This window comes from Neorhizobium sp. LjRoot104 (assembly GCF_964253725.1).
Classification (GTDB): Bacteria; Pseudomonadota; Alphaproteobacteria; order Rhizobiales; family Rhizobiaceae; genus Neorhizobium.
Genome location: NZ_CAXURS020000001.1, coordinates 45,484 through 59,968 on the forward strand (window position 1 = coordinate 45,484; position 14,485 = coordinate 59,968).

The 14,485-nt window shown below is 62.3% G+C and carries 15 protein-coding genes; 6 read left to right on the forward strand and 9 right to left on the reverse strand.

Going from position 1 to position 14,485, the window contains the following annotated elements; genetic code table 11:
- The first annotated feature begins 107 nt into the window (after positions 1-107).
- Positions 108-1,367, forward strand: coding sequence for a methionine adenosyltransferase (gene metK, locus ACSQ8R_RS00235; RefSeq protein WP_436251544.1), 1,260 nt, complete (start codon positions 108-110; stop codon positions 1,365-1,367).
- A gap of 83 nt (positions 1,368-1,450) precedes the next feature.
- Positions 1,451-2,152 carry a tRNA (guanosine(46)-N7)-methyltransferase TrmB gene (gene trmB, locus ACSQ8R_RS00240; protein ID WP_436251545.1) on the forward strand — a complete coding sequence of 234 codons (702 nt, stop codon included), beginning with the start codon at positions 1,451-1,453 and terminating at the stop codon, positions 2,150-2,152.
- Positions 2,153-2,156: 4 nt separating this feature from the next.
- Here the strand turns inward: trmB and ACSQ8R_RS00245 are convergent, their stop codons facing one another.
- Both ACSQ8R_RS00245 and ACSQ8R_RS00250 read right to left on the reverse strand, forming a co-directional pair.
- Positions 2,157-2,414, reverse strand: a complete 258-nt coding sequence (locus ACSQ8R_RS00245) for a DUF1150 family protein (protein WP_037079396.1) — start codon at positions 2,412-2,414, stop codon at positions 2,157-2,159.
- A 44-nt stretch (positions 2,415-2,458) separates the two neighbouring features.
- On the reverse strand, positions 2,459-2,887 hold the full coding sequence (locus tag ACSQ8R_RS00250; protein WP_436255335.1) for an Hsp20 family protein: 429 nt from the start codon (positions 2,885-2,887) through the stop codon (positions 2,459-2,461).
- A gap of 194 nt (positions 2,888-3,081) precedes the next feature.
- On the opposite strand from ACSQ8R_RS00250, the gene ACSQ8R_RS00255 reads away from it, so the two are divergent.
- Positions 3,082-4,023, forward strand: a complete 942-nt coding sequence (locus ACSQ8R_RS00255) for a nucleoside hydrolase (RefSeq protein ID WP_436251546.1) — start codon at positions 3,082-3,084, stop codon at positions 4,021-4,023.
- A gap of 67 nt (positions 4,024-4,090) precedes the next feature.
- Here the strand turns inward: ACSQ8R_RS00255 and ACSQ8R_RS00260 are convergent, their stop codons facing one another.
- From ACSQ8R_RS00260 to ACSQ8R_RS00270, 3 genes are all read right to left on the reverse strand, one after another.
- Positions 4,091-6,451, reverse strand: coding sequence for a methyl-accepting chemotaxis protein (locus ACSQ8R_RS00260; protein ID WP_436251547.1), 2,361 nt, complete (start codon positions 6,449-6,451; stop codon positions 4,091-4,093).
- A 190-nt stretch (positions 6,452-6,641) separates the two neighbouring features.
- The gene (locus ACSQ8R_RS00265; RefSeq protein WP_436251548.1) at positions 6,642-7,541 is read right to left on the reverse strand and encodes a ribokinase; all 900 of its coding nucleotides are present in this window, start codon (positions 7,539-7,541) and stop codon (positions 6,642-6,644) included.
- 49 nt (positions 7,542-7,590) lie between these two features.
- Positions 7,591-8,796: a DNA recombination protein RmuC gene (locus ACSQ8R_RS00270; RefSeq protein ID WP_436251549.1), complete on the reverse strand. Its 1,206-nt coding sequence runs from the start codon at positions 8,794-8,796 to the stop codon at positions 7,591-7,593.
- 111 nt (positions 8,797-8,907) lie between these two features.
- On the opposite strand from ACSQ8R_RS00270, the gene def reads away from it, so the two are divergent.
- Genes def through truA form a run of 3 tightly spaced genes read left to right on the forward strand, consistent with a single transcriptional unit; the run spans position 8,908 to position 11,172 of the window.
- Positions 8,908-9,423, forward strand: coding sequence for a peptide deformylase (gene def, locus ACSQ8R_RS00275; protein WP_345923210.1), 516 nt, complete (start codon positions 8,908-8,910; stop codon positions 9,421-9,423).
- 58 nt (positions 9,424-9,481) lie between these two features.
- Positions 9,482-10,417 (forward strand): methionyl-tRNA formyltransferase, encoded by a 936-nt coding sequence (gene fmt, locus ACSQ8R_RS00280; RefSeq protein WP_436251550.1) that lies wholly within the window; start codon positions 9,482-9,484, stop codon positions 10,415-10,417.
- Entirely contained in the window at positions 10,417-11,172 is a 756-nt protein-coding gene (gene truA, locus ACSQ8R_RS00285; RefSeq protein WP_436251551.1) for a tRNA pseudouridine(38-40) synthase TruA, read from the forward strand. The genes fmt and truA overlap by 1 nt, the downstream gene beginning before the upstream one ends.
- A 25-nt stretch (positions 11,173-11,197) precedes the next feature.
- Here truA and ACSQ8R_RS00290 read toward each other — a convergent pair whose 3' ends face one another.
- The 4 genes from ACSQ8R_RS00290 to dapD are packed head-to-tail and all read right to left on the reverse strand — an operon-like array spanning position 11,198 to position 14,483.
- Positions 11,198-11,794, reverse strand: a complete 597-nt coding sequence (locus tag ACSQ8R_RS00290) for a hypothetical protein (protein WP_436251552.1) — start codon at positions 11,792-11,794, stop codon at positions 11,198-11,200.
- A 33-nt stretch (positions 11,795-11,827) separates the two neighbouring features.
- Positions 11,828-12,439, reverse strand: a complete 612-nt coding sequence (locus tag ACSQ8R_RS00295) for a hypothetical protein (protein ID WP_436251553.1) — start codon at positions 12,437-12,439, stop codon at positions 11,828-11,830.
- On the reverse strand, positions 12,423-13,619 hold the full coding sequence (gene dapE, locus ACSQ8R_RS00300; protein ID WP_436251554.1) for a succinyl-diaminopimelate desuccinylase: 1,197 nt from the start codon (positions 13,617-13,619) through the stop codon (positions 12,423-12,425). Before dapE ends, ACSQ8R_RS00295 begins: the two co-directional genes overlap by 17 nt.
- Positions 13,620-13,628: 9 nt before the next feature.
- Positions 13,629-14,483 carry a 2,3,4,5-tetrahydropyridine-2,6-dicarboxylate N-succinyltransferase gene (dapD, locus tag ACSQ8R_RS00305; RefSeq protein WP_436251555.1) on the reverse strand — a complete coding sequence of 285 codons (855 nt, stop codon included), beginning with the start codon at positions 14,481-14,483 and terminating at the stop codon, positions 13,629-13,631.
- Positions 14,484-14,485 lie beyond the last annotated feature (2 nt).

Genomic DNA, 14,485 nt, shown 5'->3' on the forward strand with positions numbered 1-14,485 from the left:
ATACCCGGCTTGCACACATAAAGATATATTTATGTCGTTGTACGCTTGTGTTTGTCGATGGAAATCACTAACACAGGGGCGTTCGTTTCTTTGAGGGGAATCCCGTAATGCGCGCAAGTTATCTGTTCACCAGCGAGTCCGTTGCCGAGGGCCATCCGGACAAGGTTTGTGACCGTATCTCCGATGAAATTGTAGATCTTGTGTACCGCGAAGCGGCCAAGACCGGCGTCGATCCCTGGACCGTGCGCATTGCCTGCGAAACGCTGGCGACCACGAACCGTGTCGTCATTGCCGGCGAGGTCCGCCTGCCGCCGAGCCTGATGAAGAAGGACAAGGACGGCAAGGACGTCATCAATCCCTCGAAGTTCAAGTCCGCCGCCCGCAAGGCGATCCGCGACATCGGTTACGAGCAGGACGGCTTCCATTGGAAGACCGCCAAGATCGACGTGCTGCTGCACTCGCAGTCCGCAGACATCGCGCAGGGCGTCGACAGCGCCGCCGACAAGCAGGGCGACGAAGGTGCCGGCGACCAGGGCATCATGTTCGGTTACGCCTGCAAGGAAACGCCGGACCTCATGCCGGCGCCGATCTATTATTCCCACAAGATCCTGCAGCTGCTCGCAACCGCCCGCAAGAAGGGCGAGGGTGATGCCGGCAAGCTCGGCCCGGACGCCAAGAGCCAGGTGACCGTGCGTTACGAGAACGGCAAGCCGGCCGCCGTCGACTCGATCGTTCTTTCCACCCAGCACCTCGACGAGAGCTGGGATTCCAAGAAGGTCCGCCAGGTCGTTGAACCCTATATCCGCGAAGCCCTCGGCGACCTGCCGATCGACAAGGATTGCAAGTGGTACATCAACCCGACCGGCAAGTTCGTCATCGGCGGCCCGGATGGTGACGCTGGCCTGACCGGCCGCAAGATCATCGTCGATACCTACGGCGGCGCGGCTCCGCATGGCGGCGGCGCGTTCTCCGGCAAGGACACGACCAAGGTCGACCGTTCGGCCGCCTATGCTGCCCGTTATCTGGCGAAGAACGTCGTCGCTGCCGGCATTGCCGACCGCTGCACGATCCAGATTTCCTACGCAATCGGCATTGCTCAGCCGCTGTCGATCTATGTCGACCTGCACGGCACGGGTAAGGGCACGACGGAAGACCAGGTGGAAGGCGCCATCCGCAAGGTCATGGATCTGTCGCCGACCGGCATCCGCCGCCATCTCGACCTCAACAAGCCGATCTATGCCAAGACGTCCGCTTACGGTCATTTCGGCCGCAAGTCCGGCCGCGACGGCTCCTTCTCCTGGGAGAAGACCGATCTGGTGAAGCCGCTCAAGGATGCGCTGAAGGAAGATACCCTCAAGGCAGCCTGATCGGCCTTTACGGATAGCTGCATAAGACTGTAAAGCGGGTGCCTCCTGACGGAGACGCCCGCTTTTATCGTGAGAGACAGCCTATGACCGAACCGCAGCACCCGAGCCGCAGCACCGAAGCCTTCTTCGGGCGCCGCAAGGGCAAGCAGCTCCGCGAACGCCAGGCGGATGTGATTGCGACATTGCTGCCGGCGCTGAAGCTCGACCTTCAGGCGCCGGCGCCGGCGGTGCTCTCGGAGATATTTCCGATACCGGTCGACGAGCTGCGGCTGGAAATCGGTTTCGGCGGCGGCGAACACCTGGTCCACCGGGCGCAGGAAAGCGCAAGGACCGGCTTCATCGGCGTCGAGCCCTTCGTCAATTCCATGGCGAAGCTGCTGTCGCGCGTCGACGAACTGGGACTGAAGAATATCCGGGTCTATGACGACGACGCCACGCAGGTGCTGGACTGGCTGCCGGATGCCTCGCTCGATCGCATCGACCTGCTCTATCCGGACCCGTGGCCGAAGCGGAAACATTGGAAGAGGCGGTTTGTGTCTGAGGTCAATCTCGACCGCTTCCACCGCGTGCTGAAGCCGGGCGGCCTGTTCCTGTTCGCATCCGACATCGACACCTATGTCAACTGGACGCTGATCCATTGCCGCGACCATGGCGGTTTTCAATGGCAGGCGAAGCAATCTTCCGATTGGCTGACGCCGTTCGCCGGCTGGCCAGGTACACGATACGAAAACAAGGCGCGCCGGGAAGGCCGCTCGTCGGCCTATCTGACGTTCAGCAAAACCTGAAAGGTCAGTGCAGGCTGACGGTCTTCAGGTCGTCTTCAGCAGCCTTGAAGAAGGTGCTGGAGCGATTGTCGGTCAGAAGAATCGGCGTACCATCTGCGCCGAACAGGGCCCAAAGATCGAGACTGGGGTCGATATCAGGAGCTTCAGGGAAACAGCGGGACACTTCGTCTGACCGCATCTTGCGAATATACCCGACCTCTCCAGCGCCCAGATGAGCAAGTTCGGACTGCGTCAAACGCGTATTCGCTTCTTTCAGGAGCATTCCAGCCTCCAGCATTGAGGGGCAACGGCATTAGCGCCATTGCCCTACTCTGAGACGGAAATGTTAATTTTTCGCACCATGCGTGCGGGCTCGGGGCGGATAAGGTCAACCGACAGCAAACCGTTCTTGAGAGAGGCACCGGAAACCTGCATTCCGTCAGCCAGCACGAACATACGCTGGAACTGCCGCGCAGCAATTCCGCGGTAAAGATAGTCGCGATCACCCTGCTCCGTCTGGCGTCCGCGGATGACGAGCTGGTTCTCTTCCGTCGTCACATCCAGTTCGGCTTCGGAAAAGCCGGCGACGGCCAGCGTGATTCGCAGCCGCTCGGGGACCCCGGAAGCATCAGCGTGGATGCGTTCGATATTATAGGGGGGATAACCGTCATTCGCCTTGGCAAGGCGTTCGAGGGTCTTTTCCATGGCGTCGAAGCCCAGAAGCAAGGGGCTCGCAAACGGCGTCATTCGGCTCATAGTCCAGTCCTTGCAACAAGCGACCATGTCGACGCCCGCCATGCGGCCCGCCAACTCGCCTGTTATATGGGAGGTTACGGCGGCAACCGCAAGGATGAGCGCCGGGACTGATGTCACGGCTACTCCATGCCGATCATGCGACACTTGACAGGATGCAGGGTTGTGGACCACTACCGCGGAAAACGGGAGTTTCCATGCAGCGCAGGAAGATTATCATCGATACCGACCCGGGTCAGGACGATGCCGCCGCAATCATGCTTGCCTTTGCGAGTCCCGGCGAGATCGAGGTGCTTGGCCTCTGCGCCGTTGCCGGAAACGTGCCGCTTTCCTACACCAGCCGCAACCTCCGGATCATCTGCGAACTCTGCGGCCGGCCGGACGCCCCCGTGTACGAAGGGGCGCTGAAGCCGACCATGCGACCTCAGGTGACCGCAGAGCACGTGCACGGCAGGACCGGCCTCGACGGCATCGAACTGCCCGAACCGACAATGTCGGTCAAAGATACCCATGCCGTCGATTTCATCATCGAGACATTGCGCACCGAGCCCGCCGGAACCGTAACGCTCTGCACGCTCGGGCCACTCACCAATATCGCGCTCGCTCTTGAGAAAGCGCCGGACATCGCGGCCCGTGCGAAGGAACTGGTGATGATGGGCGGCGGCTTTTTCGAGGGCGGCAACATCACGCCGGCTGCCGAATTCAATATCTATGTCGATCCGGAAGCGGCGAAGATCGTGTTCGCCTCGGGCATGCCGATCGTCATGATGCCGCTCGACGTCACGCATCAATTGCTGACGACCAAAGCCCGCGTCGAGAAGATCGCCGCGCTCGGTACCCGCCCTGCAGAGGTGCTGGTCGCGTGGATCACCTTCTTCGAGCGCTTCGACATCGAGAAATACGGCTCGGATGGTGGGCCGCTGCATGACCCGACGGTTATCGCCTACCTTCTCAAGCCGGAGCTTTTCTCGGGCCGTGACTGCAATGTCGAGATCGAGACACAATCGGAACTGACGGTCGGCATGACGGTGGTCGACTGGTGGCGCGTCTCCGGCCGCAAGCCGAACGCCAAGGTGATGCGCCACGTAGATGCCGACGGCTTTTTTGAATTGCTGACCGAACGCGTTTCGCGTCTCTGAACGGAACGGCGGACAAGGAAAAGCCGCCGGTTGTACGGCGGCTTTGCGTTTTCTCCTGCAGGTGCGATCAGAATTCCTGCCAGTCGTCGGATGCGACGGCGGCTGAACCGTGGGAGATCGCAGCCCTCGGCGCGGGCTTGGCACGCGGAGCCGGAGCCGGTGCTGGCTGGCCCGGCCTCGGCGCCCGCATGGTCTGGGCCACCTGACGCAGTGCTTGCGGAGCATTTTGGGTGTGGCCCGCAGCATGCGCGGAGACGCGGAACCGGGCGACCAGCGACTTCAGCGTTTCCGCTTCCGTGCTCAGCACCGTGCTTGCGGCTGTGGTCTGTTCCACCATTGCGGCATTCTGCTGGGTCACCTGGTCCATCTGGTTCACGGCCGAGTTGACCTCCTTGAGGCCGACGGCCTGTTCGCTCGCCGACGCGGAGATCTGGCGGATCAACCCGTTGATCTGCATCACCTGCACCGCGATCTTCTGCAGCGTGTCGCCGGCCTTGCCGACCAGGTCCACGCCATCGCTGACCTGGCTGGTCGATGCGTTGATGAGCGCCTTGATCTCCTTGGCAGCATTTGCCGAGCGCTGGGCGAGTTCACGGACTTCCTGGGCGACAACCGCAAAACCCTTGCCTGCCTCGCCGGCGCGGGCCGCCTCGACGCCGGCATTCAGCGCCAGGAGGTTGGTCTGGAAGGCGATCTCGTCGATGACCCCGATGATGCGCGAGATTTCCTGCGAGGACTGGGCAATGCCCTGCATCGAGGCGACAGCCTTCTGTACGACTTCACCGGACTTTTCCGCATCGTCGCAGGCGAGGTTCACCGTGGCGGCGGCGGAGCTGGCGTTCTCTGCGCTTGAATTCACCTGCGCGGTGAGCTGGTTGAGCGCGGCCGCGGTTTCCTCGAGGCTGGCTGCCTGCTGCTCCGTCCGGCGCGACAGGTCTTGCGCGCCTGTGGTGATTTCCCGGCTGCCATTGCCGATACTGTAGACGGTGGAGCTCACCGTCGCGATCGTGTCTTCGAGGCTTTCCAGCGCCTTGTTGAAATCGACCTTCAGCTTGGCATATTCGCCGGGGAACTCGTCCTGGATGCGGTAGCCTAGATTGCCGTTGGAGAGTTCTGCGAGGCCATTGGCAAGCGAGCTGACGATGCGCTGCTGCTGCTGGGCATTCGCTTCCCGTTCGTCTTCAGAGCGGTGGCGTTCGCTTTCGGCCGCGCGACGCTGCACTTCGGCCTCCGTTTCGAGCCGGCGGCCGTCGGCCAGCGTGTGGCGGAAGCCTTCGAGCGCTCCGGCCAGCGAGCCGATCTCGTCGCTGCGGTCCTGGCCCTCGACCGGCTGCTCGAACCGGCCCTTGCTTAAGGTATCGACGCTGCCGAGCAGTGCCCCGAGAGGCCGCCGCACGAAGACGGTGCTGCCGAAATAAAGCGTCGCGATGCAGGTCGCCATGATGACGATCCCGCCGAGCACCATCAGCAGGGTCTGGTCCTGAACCGGTGCGGCGATCACGCTCTGCGGCACGTCGAGGACAATCGCCCAGGTGGCGTTGAGGTCCGGAACCGTGAACGGATAGACGACGCGTTCAAAGGGTTCCGCCGCATCGGCGGTCAGGTTGTCGAGCTGGACCGGCTGGCTCGACTTCAGCGCGGCCAGCAGCTCGCTTGCCTTCTCGCCTTCGACCGGCTTCATCAGCCTGTCGGGATTGACGGGCACGATCCATTTGCCGCCTTGCGACACAAGGAGAACCCGGCCGGAGCCGAACGGCCGCATCGCCTGGAGCTTCTTTGTCAAAGTGGCCATCGAAACGTCGAGGCCGGCAACACCGAGAAGCTTGGAGCCGGACATGACGGGGTAGGCGACGGAGCTCATGGCGACGGCGTCGCCCGTCGTGCTTTCGATATAGGGCTGGGTGAGCGAACCTTTTTTCGAGCTTGCCGCGAGTGAGTACCATTCCGCCTGCGTATCGATGTCGAAGACGCTATAGGCGATATCGCCGGTGCGGCTCTTGGTCCAGTAGGGGGCAAGCTCCCCCTTCTTGTTGGCGCCCATCTCCTTGTTGCCGACGAGCTCCGCGTTCTTCCCGTCGAATGCGCCGGGAACTTCGGCGAACCAGCTGCCATAGGCAAAGACATTCTGCTCCAGATTGGCCTTGAGAGCGTCGGTGACGCCCTTGCGGTCGAGATAACCCGCGGCATGGCCGCGGCCGATCACGCCGGCCATCGAGCGTGCCGCACCGGCAAGCTGGCCCATGTCGACGGCGACTTCGTTGGCGATCGAGCGCGCCTCGGCCTGCGCCTGTGCCATGGTCAGCGTCGAGACGCGGCTACGGGTTTGGGAAATCAGGAAGAAGTTGGAGAGAACCAGAACGACGGCGATGACCAGGCTCGTTACCAGTATGAGTTTCGTGGAGAGTGACGTGATCTTGAGCGAAAACATCGATTGCCTCGCATTGCGGACAGAGGTGAGGCTCCTTCATGGAGCTGTCGCGAGGCGGATCTTGATCGAATCCCGCCTCCGAAGAGATATCTGTCGGGACCCTAAAAGGGATATCTTAACTTTAACTAAAATTGTAACGCATGCCCTCGCACCGCCGCCAAAATGGCGGACGATGTTTGATCGGAGCAGTTCAGACCCGGGCGTCGACGGCCTCGGCCGGCGGGATCGACGGCTGGGCACCGCGCGTGAGGCAGGCGAGCGAACCGGCCACCGCAGCCCGGCGAAGCGCCTTCGCAAAATCGAGCCCCTGTTCGAGGCTGGCGGCGAGATAACCGCAAAACGTGTCGCCGGCCCCCACGGTATCGACCGGTTCGATTTTCAATCCCTCCGCCGTCACAATCGCTCCATCGCGGATCGCGATCACGCCGTCGCCGCCGAGGGTGACGACGAATGTCTGGCCGGTTTCCGCATGCAGTTTCTTCAACATCTCCTCGCGCGCCGCGGCGTCCGGGATAGGCGCTCCCGTCAGCAGCTCGAATTCCGTCTCATTGGCGACGACAATATTCGCGAGCCGGGCAAGCCGGGTCGCATCGCCGGTCAGGGGTGCGGTGTTGATCATCGTCAGGACGCCTTTGGCGCGCGCCGCATCGAGCGCCGTTTCCACTGTCCCGGCCGGGATTTCGAGCTGAAGCATCAGGACGTCGCCGGTCTTCATCGCGTCGACTGCCGCCTTGGCCTGCGCCGTGCTTACCGTCGCGTTGGCACCAGCCACGACCGCGATCATGTTCTCGCCGGTACCGCCGACCAGGATCAGGGCGGTGCCCGTTGGTTCGCCCACGCGTGCGACTGCGGAAAGATCGACCTTGGCGTCATCAAGAAGCGCCAATGCCGTCGCGGCAAAACCATCTTCGCCGACGGCTCCGGTCATATGTACGATGCTTCCGGCACGGCGCGCCGCGAGTGCCTGGTTGGCGCCCTTGCCGCCGGCGGCCGTCGCAAAGCTCGATCCGGCAACCGTCTCGCCCGGCTGGGGCAGCCGTTCGGTCGTGGCGATGAGATCCATGTTGATGGAGCCGAGGACGGTGATCATGGCGGGCCTGCTCGCTTGATTTGAAGTCGCGCGACACTGCCCGAGAGGGTTACTCCTCGTCAACCACCCGCAGTTTGAGAAGGCCGGTACGACTTTCGGCCACTTTTGCCTGTGGCAGGCCGCGAGCAGTTTCCGCCTCCGCGGGAGCTTCCAGTTCGAGAGCCTCGATCTTGGCGCCGCGGCGGTTAAGTTTGTCGGTGGAGGTCATGATTTGCTCGACATCCTTCTGCGCCGCGAAGAAATGCGCCTGGAGCTTGCGGGTGCGCTCGTCGAGACGTGAGAGATCCTCGATCAACAGCGCCACCTCACCCTGGATGAGATGCGCCTGCTCGCGCATCCGCTGGTCCTTCAGGACGGCCTGGATGACCTGGATGGACAGCATCAGCAGAGAGGGGGAGACGATGACGATGCGGGACCGTTGCGCCTTCTGCACAGCGCTTTCGAAATGTTCGTGGATCTCGGCAAAGATCGATTCCGACGGCACGAAGAGGAAAGCCATTTCCTGCGTTTCGCCCGGGATCAGGTATTTTTCCGCGACGTCGCGGATGTGGACCTCGAGGTCGCGCTTGAAGGCCTGGGCGGCCGCCCTTCTGGCCTCGGGTGCCGCGGCCTCGCGAAAGGCGTTCCAGGCTTCGAGCGGAAATTTGGCGTCGATCACCAAAGGCGGAGCGCCGTTCGGCATTCTGATCGTGCAGTCGGGTCGGGTGCCGTTCGAAAGGGCGGTCTGAAAGCCATAGGCGCCCATCGGCAATCCGTCGGCGATGATCGCTTCCATGCGGCCCTGGCCGAAGGCACCACGCGTCTGCTTGTTCGACAGGATCGCCTGCAGGCCGACGACGTCCTTTGCCAGGGTCTGGATATTGTTCTGCGCGGCGTCGATCACCGCCAGCCGTTCCTGCAGCCGCCGCAGGTTCTCGTGCGTCGATTTGGTCTGTTCGGTGATCGTCGCGCCGATCCGGTGCGTCATGCCGTCGAGCCGCTGGCTGACCGACTGGTTAAGTTCCGACTGTCGCGTCGAAAGCGTCTCCGCCATCGCCGAAAGCCTGCCTTGCATCTCGCTCTGCGCCCGCAGAAGCTCGGCAAGCCGGGCCTCGCCCTCCATCGCTCGCAATGCCGCATCCTCCTGTCGCTGAAGCGATGCCCGGCGCGCCAGAAAGAGCCATAACAGCAGCAATGCCGCTCCACACATCACCGCCAGGACGGCAGCGCGCGGATCGTCGAAAAAACGGTAAAGGCTTGCGAGAAGATTATTCATGACCGGAAGCTAACAGAAATTTGCCGCTTGAAAAGATCAAAACGTGAACATTGTGCTTCCTGGAGATGTAATTTCTATTTCTTCGGAAAAAAAGATGGGTTATGGGAAGCCATGACGATCAAGCCTCTGATTATTCTGCCTGACCCGATCCTGCGCCAGGTTTCCAAGCCGATCGAGCGTGTTGACGCCGAGCTTCTGAAGCTCGCGGACGACATGCTTGAGACCATGTATGATGCTCCGGGCATCGGCCTTGCCGCGATCCAGATCGGCGTGCCGCGCCGCCTCCTTGTCGTGGACATTGCTCGTGAGGGCGAGGAAAAACAGCCGCAGGTCTTCATCAACCCGGAGATCGTCAGATCCTCCGACGAAATTGCGGTCTATGAAGAGGGCTGCCTTTCCATCCCGGAATATTATGCCGAGGTGGAACGTCCCGCGACCGTCAGCGTCAAGCATCTCGGCCGCGACGGCAAGGAATATGTGGTGGAGGCCGATGGCCTGCTGGCCACCTGCCTGCAGCATGAGATCGATCACCTGAATGGCGTGCTTTTCATCGACCATATCTCCCGCCTGAAGCGCGAGATGGTGATCAAGAAATTCACCAAGGCTGCCAAGTCCAAGGCGGTCTGAACCGTCGCTCGGGCGATCCGAGTTAAGAAGGCGCGGTCTCTTGAGACGCGGAACGTCCATGTCTCTTCGCATCATTTTCATGGGAACCCCGGAATTTTCCGTGCCGACGCTCCAGAACCTCAAGCATGCGGGCCATGAGATCGTCGCGGTTTATACCCAGCCGCCGCGTCCGGGCGGCAGGCGTGGGCTCGATCTCGTCAAGTCACCGGTGCATCAGGCCGCAGAACTGCTCGGCATCCCCGTCTTCACGCCGGTGAATTTCAAGGATTCCGAGGAACGCGAGAAATTCCGCGCGTTCGGCGCGGATGTTGCCGTCGTCGTCGCCTATGGCCTGCTGCTTCCGGAAGCGATCCTGACGGGTGCCAGGCTCGGTTGCTACAACGGCCACGCTTCGCTTCTGCCCCGGTGGCGCGGTGCAGCGCCGATCCAGCGGGCGATCATGGCGGGTGACAGGAAGACCGGCATGATGATCATGCAGATGGAGAAGGGCCTCGATACCGGTCCCGTCGCGCTGACGAGCGAAGTGGAAATCGGCGAGAACACGACCGCCGGCGAGCTGCACGACAAGCTGATGCTGGTCGGAGCCCGTGCCATGGTCGAGGCGATGGGGAAGCTCGAAGCCGGCGACCTGCCGTTGACGCCGCAACCGCCCGAAGGCGTCCTCTATGCCGCCAAGATCGACAAGGGCGAGACCCGTATCGATTTTTCGAAGCCCGCGCGCAATCTGCATAACCATATCCGTGGTCTGTCGCCTTTCCCGGGCGCATGGTTCGAGGCGGAGATCAACGGCAAGCCGGAGCGTGTGAAGGTTCTTCTGTCGGAAGTCGGCGAGGGGAGGGGCGAGCCCGGAACGGTTCTGGATGACGCGCTGACTGTTGCCTGCGGTGAGGGAACCATACGGCTTCTCAAGCTGCAGAAGGCCGGGGCTAAACCTTTGGCTGCGGCGGAATTCCTGCGCGGTACGCCGCTTGGCCCCGGCACGAGGCTTTCCTGATGCCGCGATTCCGCATGACCGTCGAATATGACGGCACGCCCTATGTCGGCTGGCAGCAGCAGAAAAACGGTCATTCCGTCCAATCGGCGCTGCAGAATGCGGTCCTGTCGCTGACCGGCGAGACGGTGCTCATCCGCGGCGCAGGGCGCACCGATTCCGGCGTGCATGCCATGGGCCAGGTCACCCATGTGGATCTTTCCCGCAATTGGCAGCCGGACAAGCTGCGCAATGCGGTCAATGCCTATCTGATGACGGCGGGCGAGAGGGTGTCGATCATCGATGTCCGGGCGGTCGATGACGGTTTCGACGCCCGCTTTTCGGCACTGCGGCGCCATTATCTCTACCGCATCCTCAATCGGCCGTCGCCGCTGGCGCTCGAAGCCAGGCGGGCCTGGTGGGTCACCCGCGAGCTCGACCATGAAGCCATGCATGCGGCGGCGCAGACGCTGGTCGGGCATCATGATTTCACGACCTTCCGCTCGGCAAATTGCCAGGCTACGAGCCCGGTGCGGACGCTCGATCGGCTGGATGTGACCCGTACCGGTGATCTGATCGAAATCCGCGCCAGTGCCCAGAGTTTCCTGCACAATCAGATACGCTCTTTCGCGGGAACACTGAAACTGGCCGGCGACGGCAAGATGACGCCTGCGGATGTGCGGGCGGCCCTCGATGCCAGGGATCGCTCCGCCTGCGGACCGGTTGCGCCGCCGGACGGGCTCTACTTCATGAAGGTGGATTATCCCGGCGACGCATAGAGCCGCGAAAGGCTCCCGGGTCCCGTCAGAGCGGATAGATGCCGAGGAAACGCTGCAGCGCTTCGGTCAGCAGCATGCCCGGCACGATCAGCACCAGCACCAGCGTGGTGATCATCAGCGGCTGCGGCCCGCAGATCATCCGCATCACCCGTGAGACTGAGACGATCATGACGATCAGCAGTGTGAAATGGACAAGCGCCAGGGCGGTATCGAGGCTGGACGGCAACAGGAAGCGCAGGCTCAACAGGCCGTAGAGATAGGAAAACGGAACCGAGAGCCAGTTGACGGTGACGACGACCGCCGGAAACTTTCGGGCAATGCCGAGAAGCGAGCAGAGTACGCCGGCAAGGATCAACGGCACCAGCCAGTTGAAGATTTCCAGCATCGCCATGCGAACGAAGAAAACCCCTCCGATCCGGGCGCCGGGCGGCATGCCGTCGAGCAGATAGTCGCGCCACCACAGCCAGGATATGAAAGCTCCAGGCAGGCACCAGAGGAATGCCCAGAACGAGCGCATCATGCCGCGATCGGAAATGTCGAGCAGGCGGAAACCCTGCGCATCGCCCCGGATCAGCAGCCAGAGACCGCTGAGATATAGTCTGACTTCAGGATAGGAGGGCAAGGCGGCCTCCCCGCAAAACGGCGAAATCACGCATCAGGTTAGCGAGACCCCCATGATATTCTCCAGTTCGCGCGCAACGATAATTTCCGCCAGAACCACGAGCCCCAGGGTCGCAACTCGTATCATTACCGGGCCGCCCATGACCGTTCTCAGAATGCACCACATGAGAAAAAGCGCCGCGATCAGAAGGGTTGCCGCCAGCGCCATCGAGCCGTAGCCGGCAAGGCCGGCATGTTGATCGGAAAGGAAGGCGAGAGGCGCCAGGATGACATAGGCCGCATAGGCGAGCGGTACGGTAAACCAGTTGCGCAGCACGATCAGGATCCGCACGAGCGGCATGAAGCGCAGAATGAGGCCGAGGGCGACGAGCGCGACAGTCGGCACGATCCATTGGGCCGCTTCGAGGACCAGCATCTTCAGGAAAAAGATGAAGGAATAGTCCTCTCGTTGAGGGAAATGGCGAAGGTATTCCAGTCGCCGAAAGATCCAGCCGATGATTAGTGCCGGCGCGCACCAGGCGATTGCCCAGAACGAACGCAACACCCCCTCGTCCGAAATGTCGAACGGCCGCAAACCGCGCGCATCGCCGCGGATCAGCAGCCAGAGGCCGCCGAGGTAGAGCCTGACTTCATGATAGGAGGGCATTATCGAACCAGCGGGAGATGAAGGTCCCATAGATTTGGGTAAGCGTCTCCAGATCGGCAAGGGCCACGCGCTCGTCGATCATGTGTATGGTCTGGCCAACCAGGCCGAATTCGACAACGGGGCAATAATCCTTGATGAAACGGGCATCCGATGTGCCGCCGGTGGTGGAAAGTTTCGGGATCTTGCCGGTCACGCTTTCAACGGCGCCGGACAGCGACGCGATCAGGGCATTGTTGCGGGTCAGGAACACGTGGCTCGGGCGCTCCGCCCAGGTAATCTCATAGCGTGCCGGATCGCGGCCCGGGCGAAGCGGATTTTCGGCTGCCGCCGCGTCGAGCCGCCTGATGATCTCGGCCTTGACGCTATCGGCCGTCCAGGTGTCGTTGAAACGGATGTTGAAAGCGAAAGTGGCCTTTGCCGGAATGACGTTGGTCGCCGGATTGCCGACATCGACCGAAGTCACTTCCAGATTGGAGGCCGGGAACTCCGGGGTGCCTGTGTCGAAAGGCGGGTCCATCAGCGCTGATGCAAGCGGCAGCAGGCCACGCACCGGGTTGTCGGCAAGATGCGGATAGGCCGCATGGCCCTGGACACCGAAGACAGTGACCTTGCCGGAGACCGAACCCCGGCGGCCGATCTTGATCATGTCGCCAAGCACGTCCGGATTGGTCGGCTCGCCGACCAGGCAGGCATCCCAGGCCTCGCCTTTTTCCGCGGCCCATTTCAGCAGCTTCTCGGTGCCGTTGACCGCCGGGCCTTCCTCGTCGCCGGTGATCAGGAAGGAGATCGAGCCTTTTGGCGCGCCATGCTGCTCGATATGGCGGGCGACGGCAGCGACGAAACAGGCGATGCCGCCCTTCATGTCCACCGCGCCGCGGCCGAACAACTCATCGCCGACGATCTCGGCGGCAAAAGGCGGGCGGCTCCACGACGTTTCATCCCCCGGCGGCACCACGTCGGTATGGCCTGCAAACATCAGATGCGGGCTGTCGGTACCGAGCCGGGCATAGAGGTTCTCGATGTCCGGCATGCCGGGCTCAGTCGCCACCATGCGCTCCACCTTGAAACCGAGCGGAAGCAGCATGGCCTCGAGTGCTGCCAGCGCACCGCCCTCGGCAGGTGTCACCGAAGGGCAGCGGATCAGCGTCTGGAGATTGGCGATGGGATCGGCATTGGACATTTGATGGGTTCAGTCGCGCAGCAGTTCGTTGATGCCGGTCTTGGAACGGGTCTTTTCATCGACGCGCTTGACGATCACGGCGCAATAGAGGCCGGGGCCCGGCTCGCCGTTCGGGAACGGCTTGCCCGGCAAGGTACCGGCAACGACGACCGAATAGGGCGGCACTTCGCCATAGCTGATTTCGCCGGTGGCGCGGTCGACGATCTTGGTGGACTTGCCGATGAACACGCCCATGCCGAGCACTGAGCCTTCGCGCACGATGCAGCCTTCGACGACTTCCGAGCGGGCGCCGATGAAGCAATTGTCCTCGATGATCGTCGGCCCCGCCTGCATCGGCTCCAGCACGCCGCCGATGCCGACGCCGCCGGAAAGGTGCACGTGCTTGCCGATCTGCGCGCACGAGCCGACCGTCGCCCAGGTATCGACCATCGTGCCTTCATCGACATAGGCGCCGAGGTTGACGAAGGACGGCATCAGGACGACGTTCTTGCCAATATGGGCCGAACGACGCACCACCGCGTTCGGCACGGCGCGGAAGCCGGCGGCGCGAAACTGGTTTTCACCCCAGTTCTCGAACTTGGACGGCACCTTGTCCCACCAGGTGGAGGCGCCGGGGCCGTTCTTGACCACTTCCATGTCGTTGAGGCGGAAGGACAGGAGCACGGCCTTCTTCAGCCACTGGTGCACCGTCCAGGTTCCGTCTTCGCCGCGGCTCGCAACGCGTGCCTTGCCGTCGTCGAGCAGGCTGAGGGCTTCCTCGACCGCATCGCGGATTTCCCCTTTGGTCGACACCGTGACGCTGTCGCGATTGTCGAAGGCGGTCTCGATGGTCTTTTCAAGGGAAGAGAAGTCGGGGCTGCTCATGG

Bases quoted from the DNA above. Each gene is read 5' to 3' on its own strand.
- metK (WP_436251544.1), top strand. From the start codon at position 108: ATGCGCGCAAGTTATCTGTTCACCAGCGAGTCCGTTGCCGAGGGCCAT.
- trmB (WP_436251545.1), top strand. From the start codon at position 1,451: ATGACCGAACCGCAGCACCCGAGCCGCAGCACCGAAGCCTTCTTCGGG.
- ACSQ8R_RS00245 (WP_037079396.1), bottom strand. From the start codon at position 2,414: ATGCTCCTGAAAGAAGCGAATACGCGTTTGACGCAGTCCGAACTTGCT.
- ACSQ8R_RS00250 (WP_436255335.1), bottom strand. From the start codon at position 2,887: ATGAGCCGAATGACGCCGTTTGCGAGCCCCTTGCTTCTGGGCTTCGAC.
- ACSQ8R_RS00255 (WP_436251546.1), top strand. From the start codon at position 3,082: ATGCAGCGCAGGAAGATTATCATCGATACCGACCCGGGTCAGGACGAT.
- ACSQ8R_RS00260 (WP_436251547.1), bottom strand. From the start codon at position 6,451: ATGTTTTCGCTCAAGATCACGTCACTCTCCACGAAACTCATACTGGTA.
- ACSQ8R_RS00265 (WP_436251548.1), bottom strand. From the start codon at position 7,541: ATGATCACCGTCCTCGGCTCCATCAACATGGATCTCATCGCCACGACC.
- ACSQ8R_RS00270 (WP_436251549.1), bottom strand. From the start codon at position 8,796: ATGAATAATCTTCTCGCAAGCCTTTACCGTTTTTTCGACGATCCGCGC.
- def (WP_345923210.1), top strand. From the start codon at position 8,908: ATGACGATCAAGCCTCTGATTATTCTGCCTGACCCGATCCTGCGCCAG.
- fmt (WP_436251550.1), top strand. From the start codon at position 9,482: ATGTCTCTTCGCATCATTTTCATGGGAACCCCGGAATTTTCCGTGCCG.
- truA (WP_436251551.1), top strand. From the start codon at position 10,417: ATGCCGCGATTCCGCATGACCGTCGAATATGACGGCACGCCCTATGTC.
- ACSQ8R_RS00295 (WP_436251553.1), bottom strand. From the start codon at position 12,439: ATGCCCTCCTATCATGAAGTCAGGCTCTACCTCGGCGGCCTCTGGCTG.
- dapE (WP_436251554.1), bottom strand. From the start codon at position 13,619: ATGTCCAATGCCGATCCCATCGCCAATCTCCAGACGCTGATCCGCTGC.
- dapD (WP_436251555.1), bottom strand. From the start codon at position 14,483: ATGAGCAGCCCCGACTTCTCTTCCCTTGAAAAGACCATCGAGACCGCC.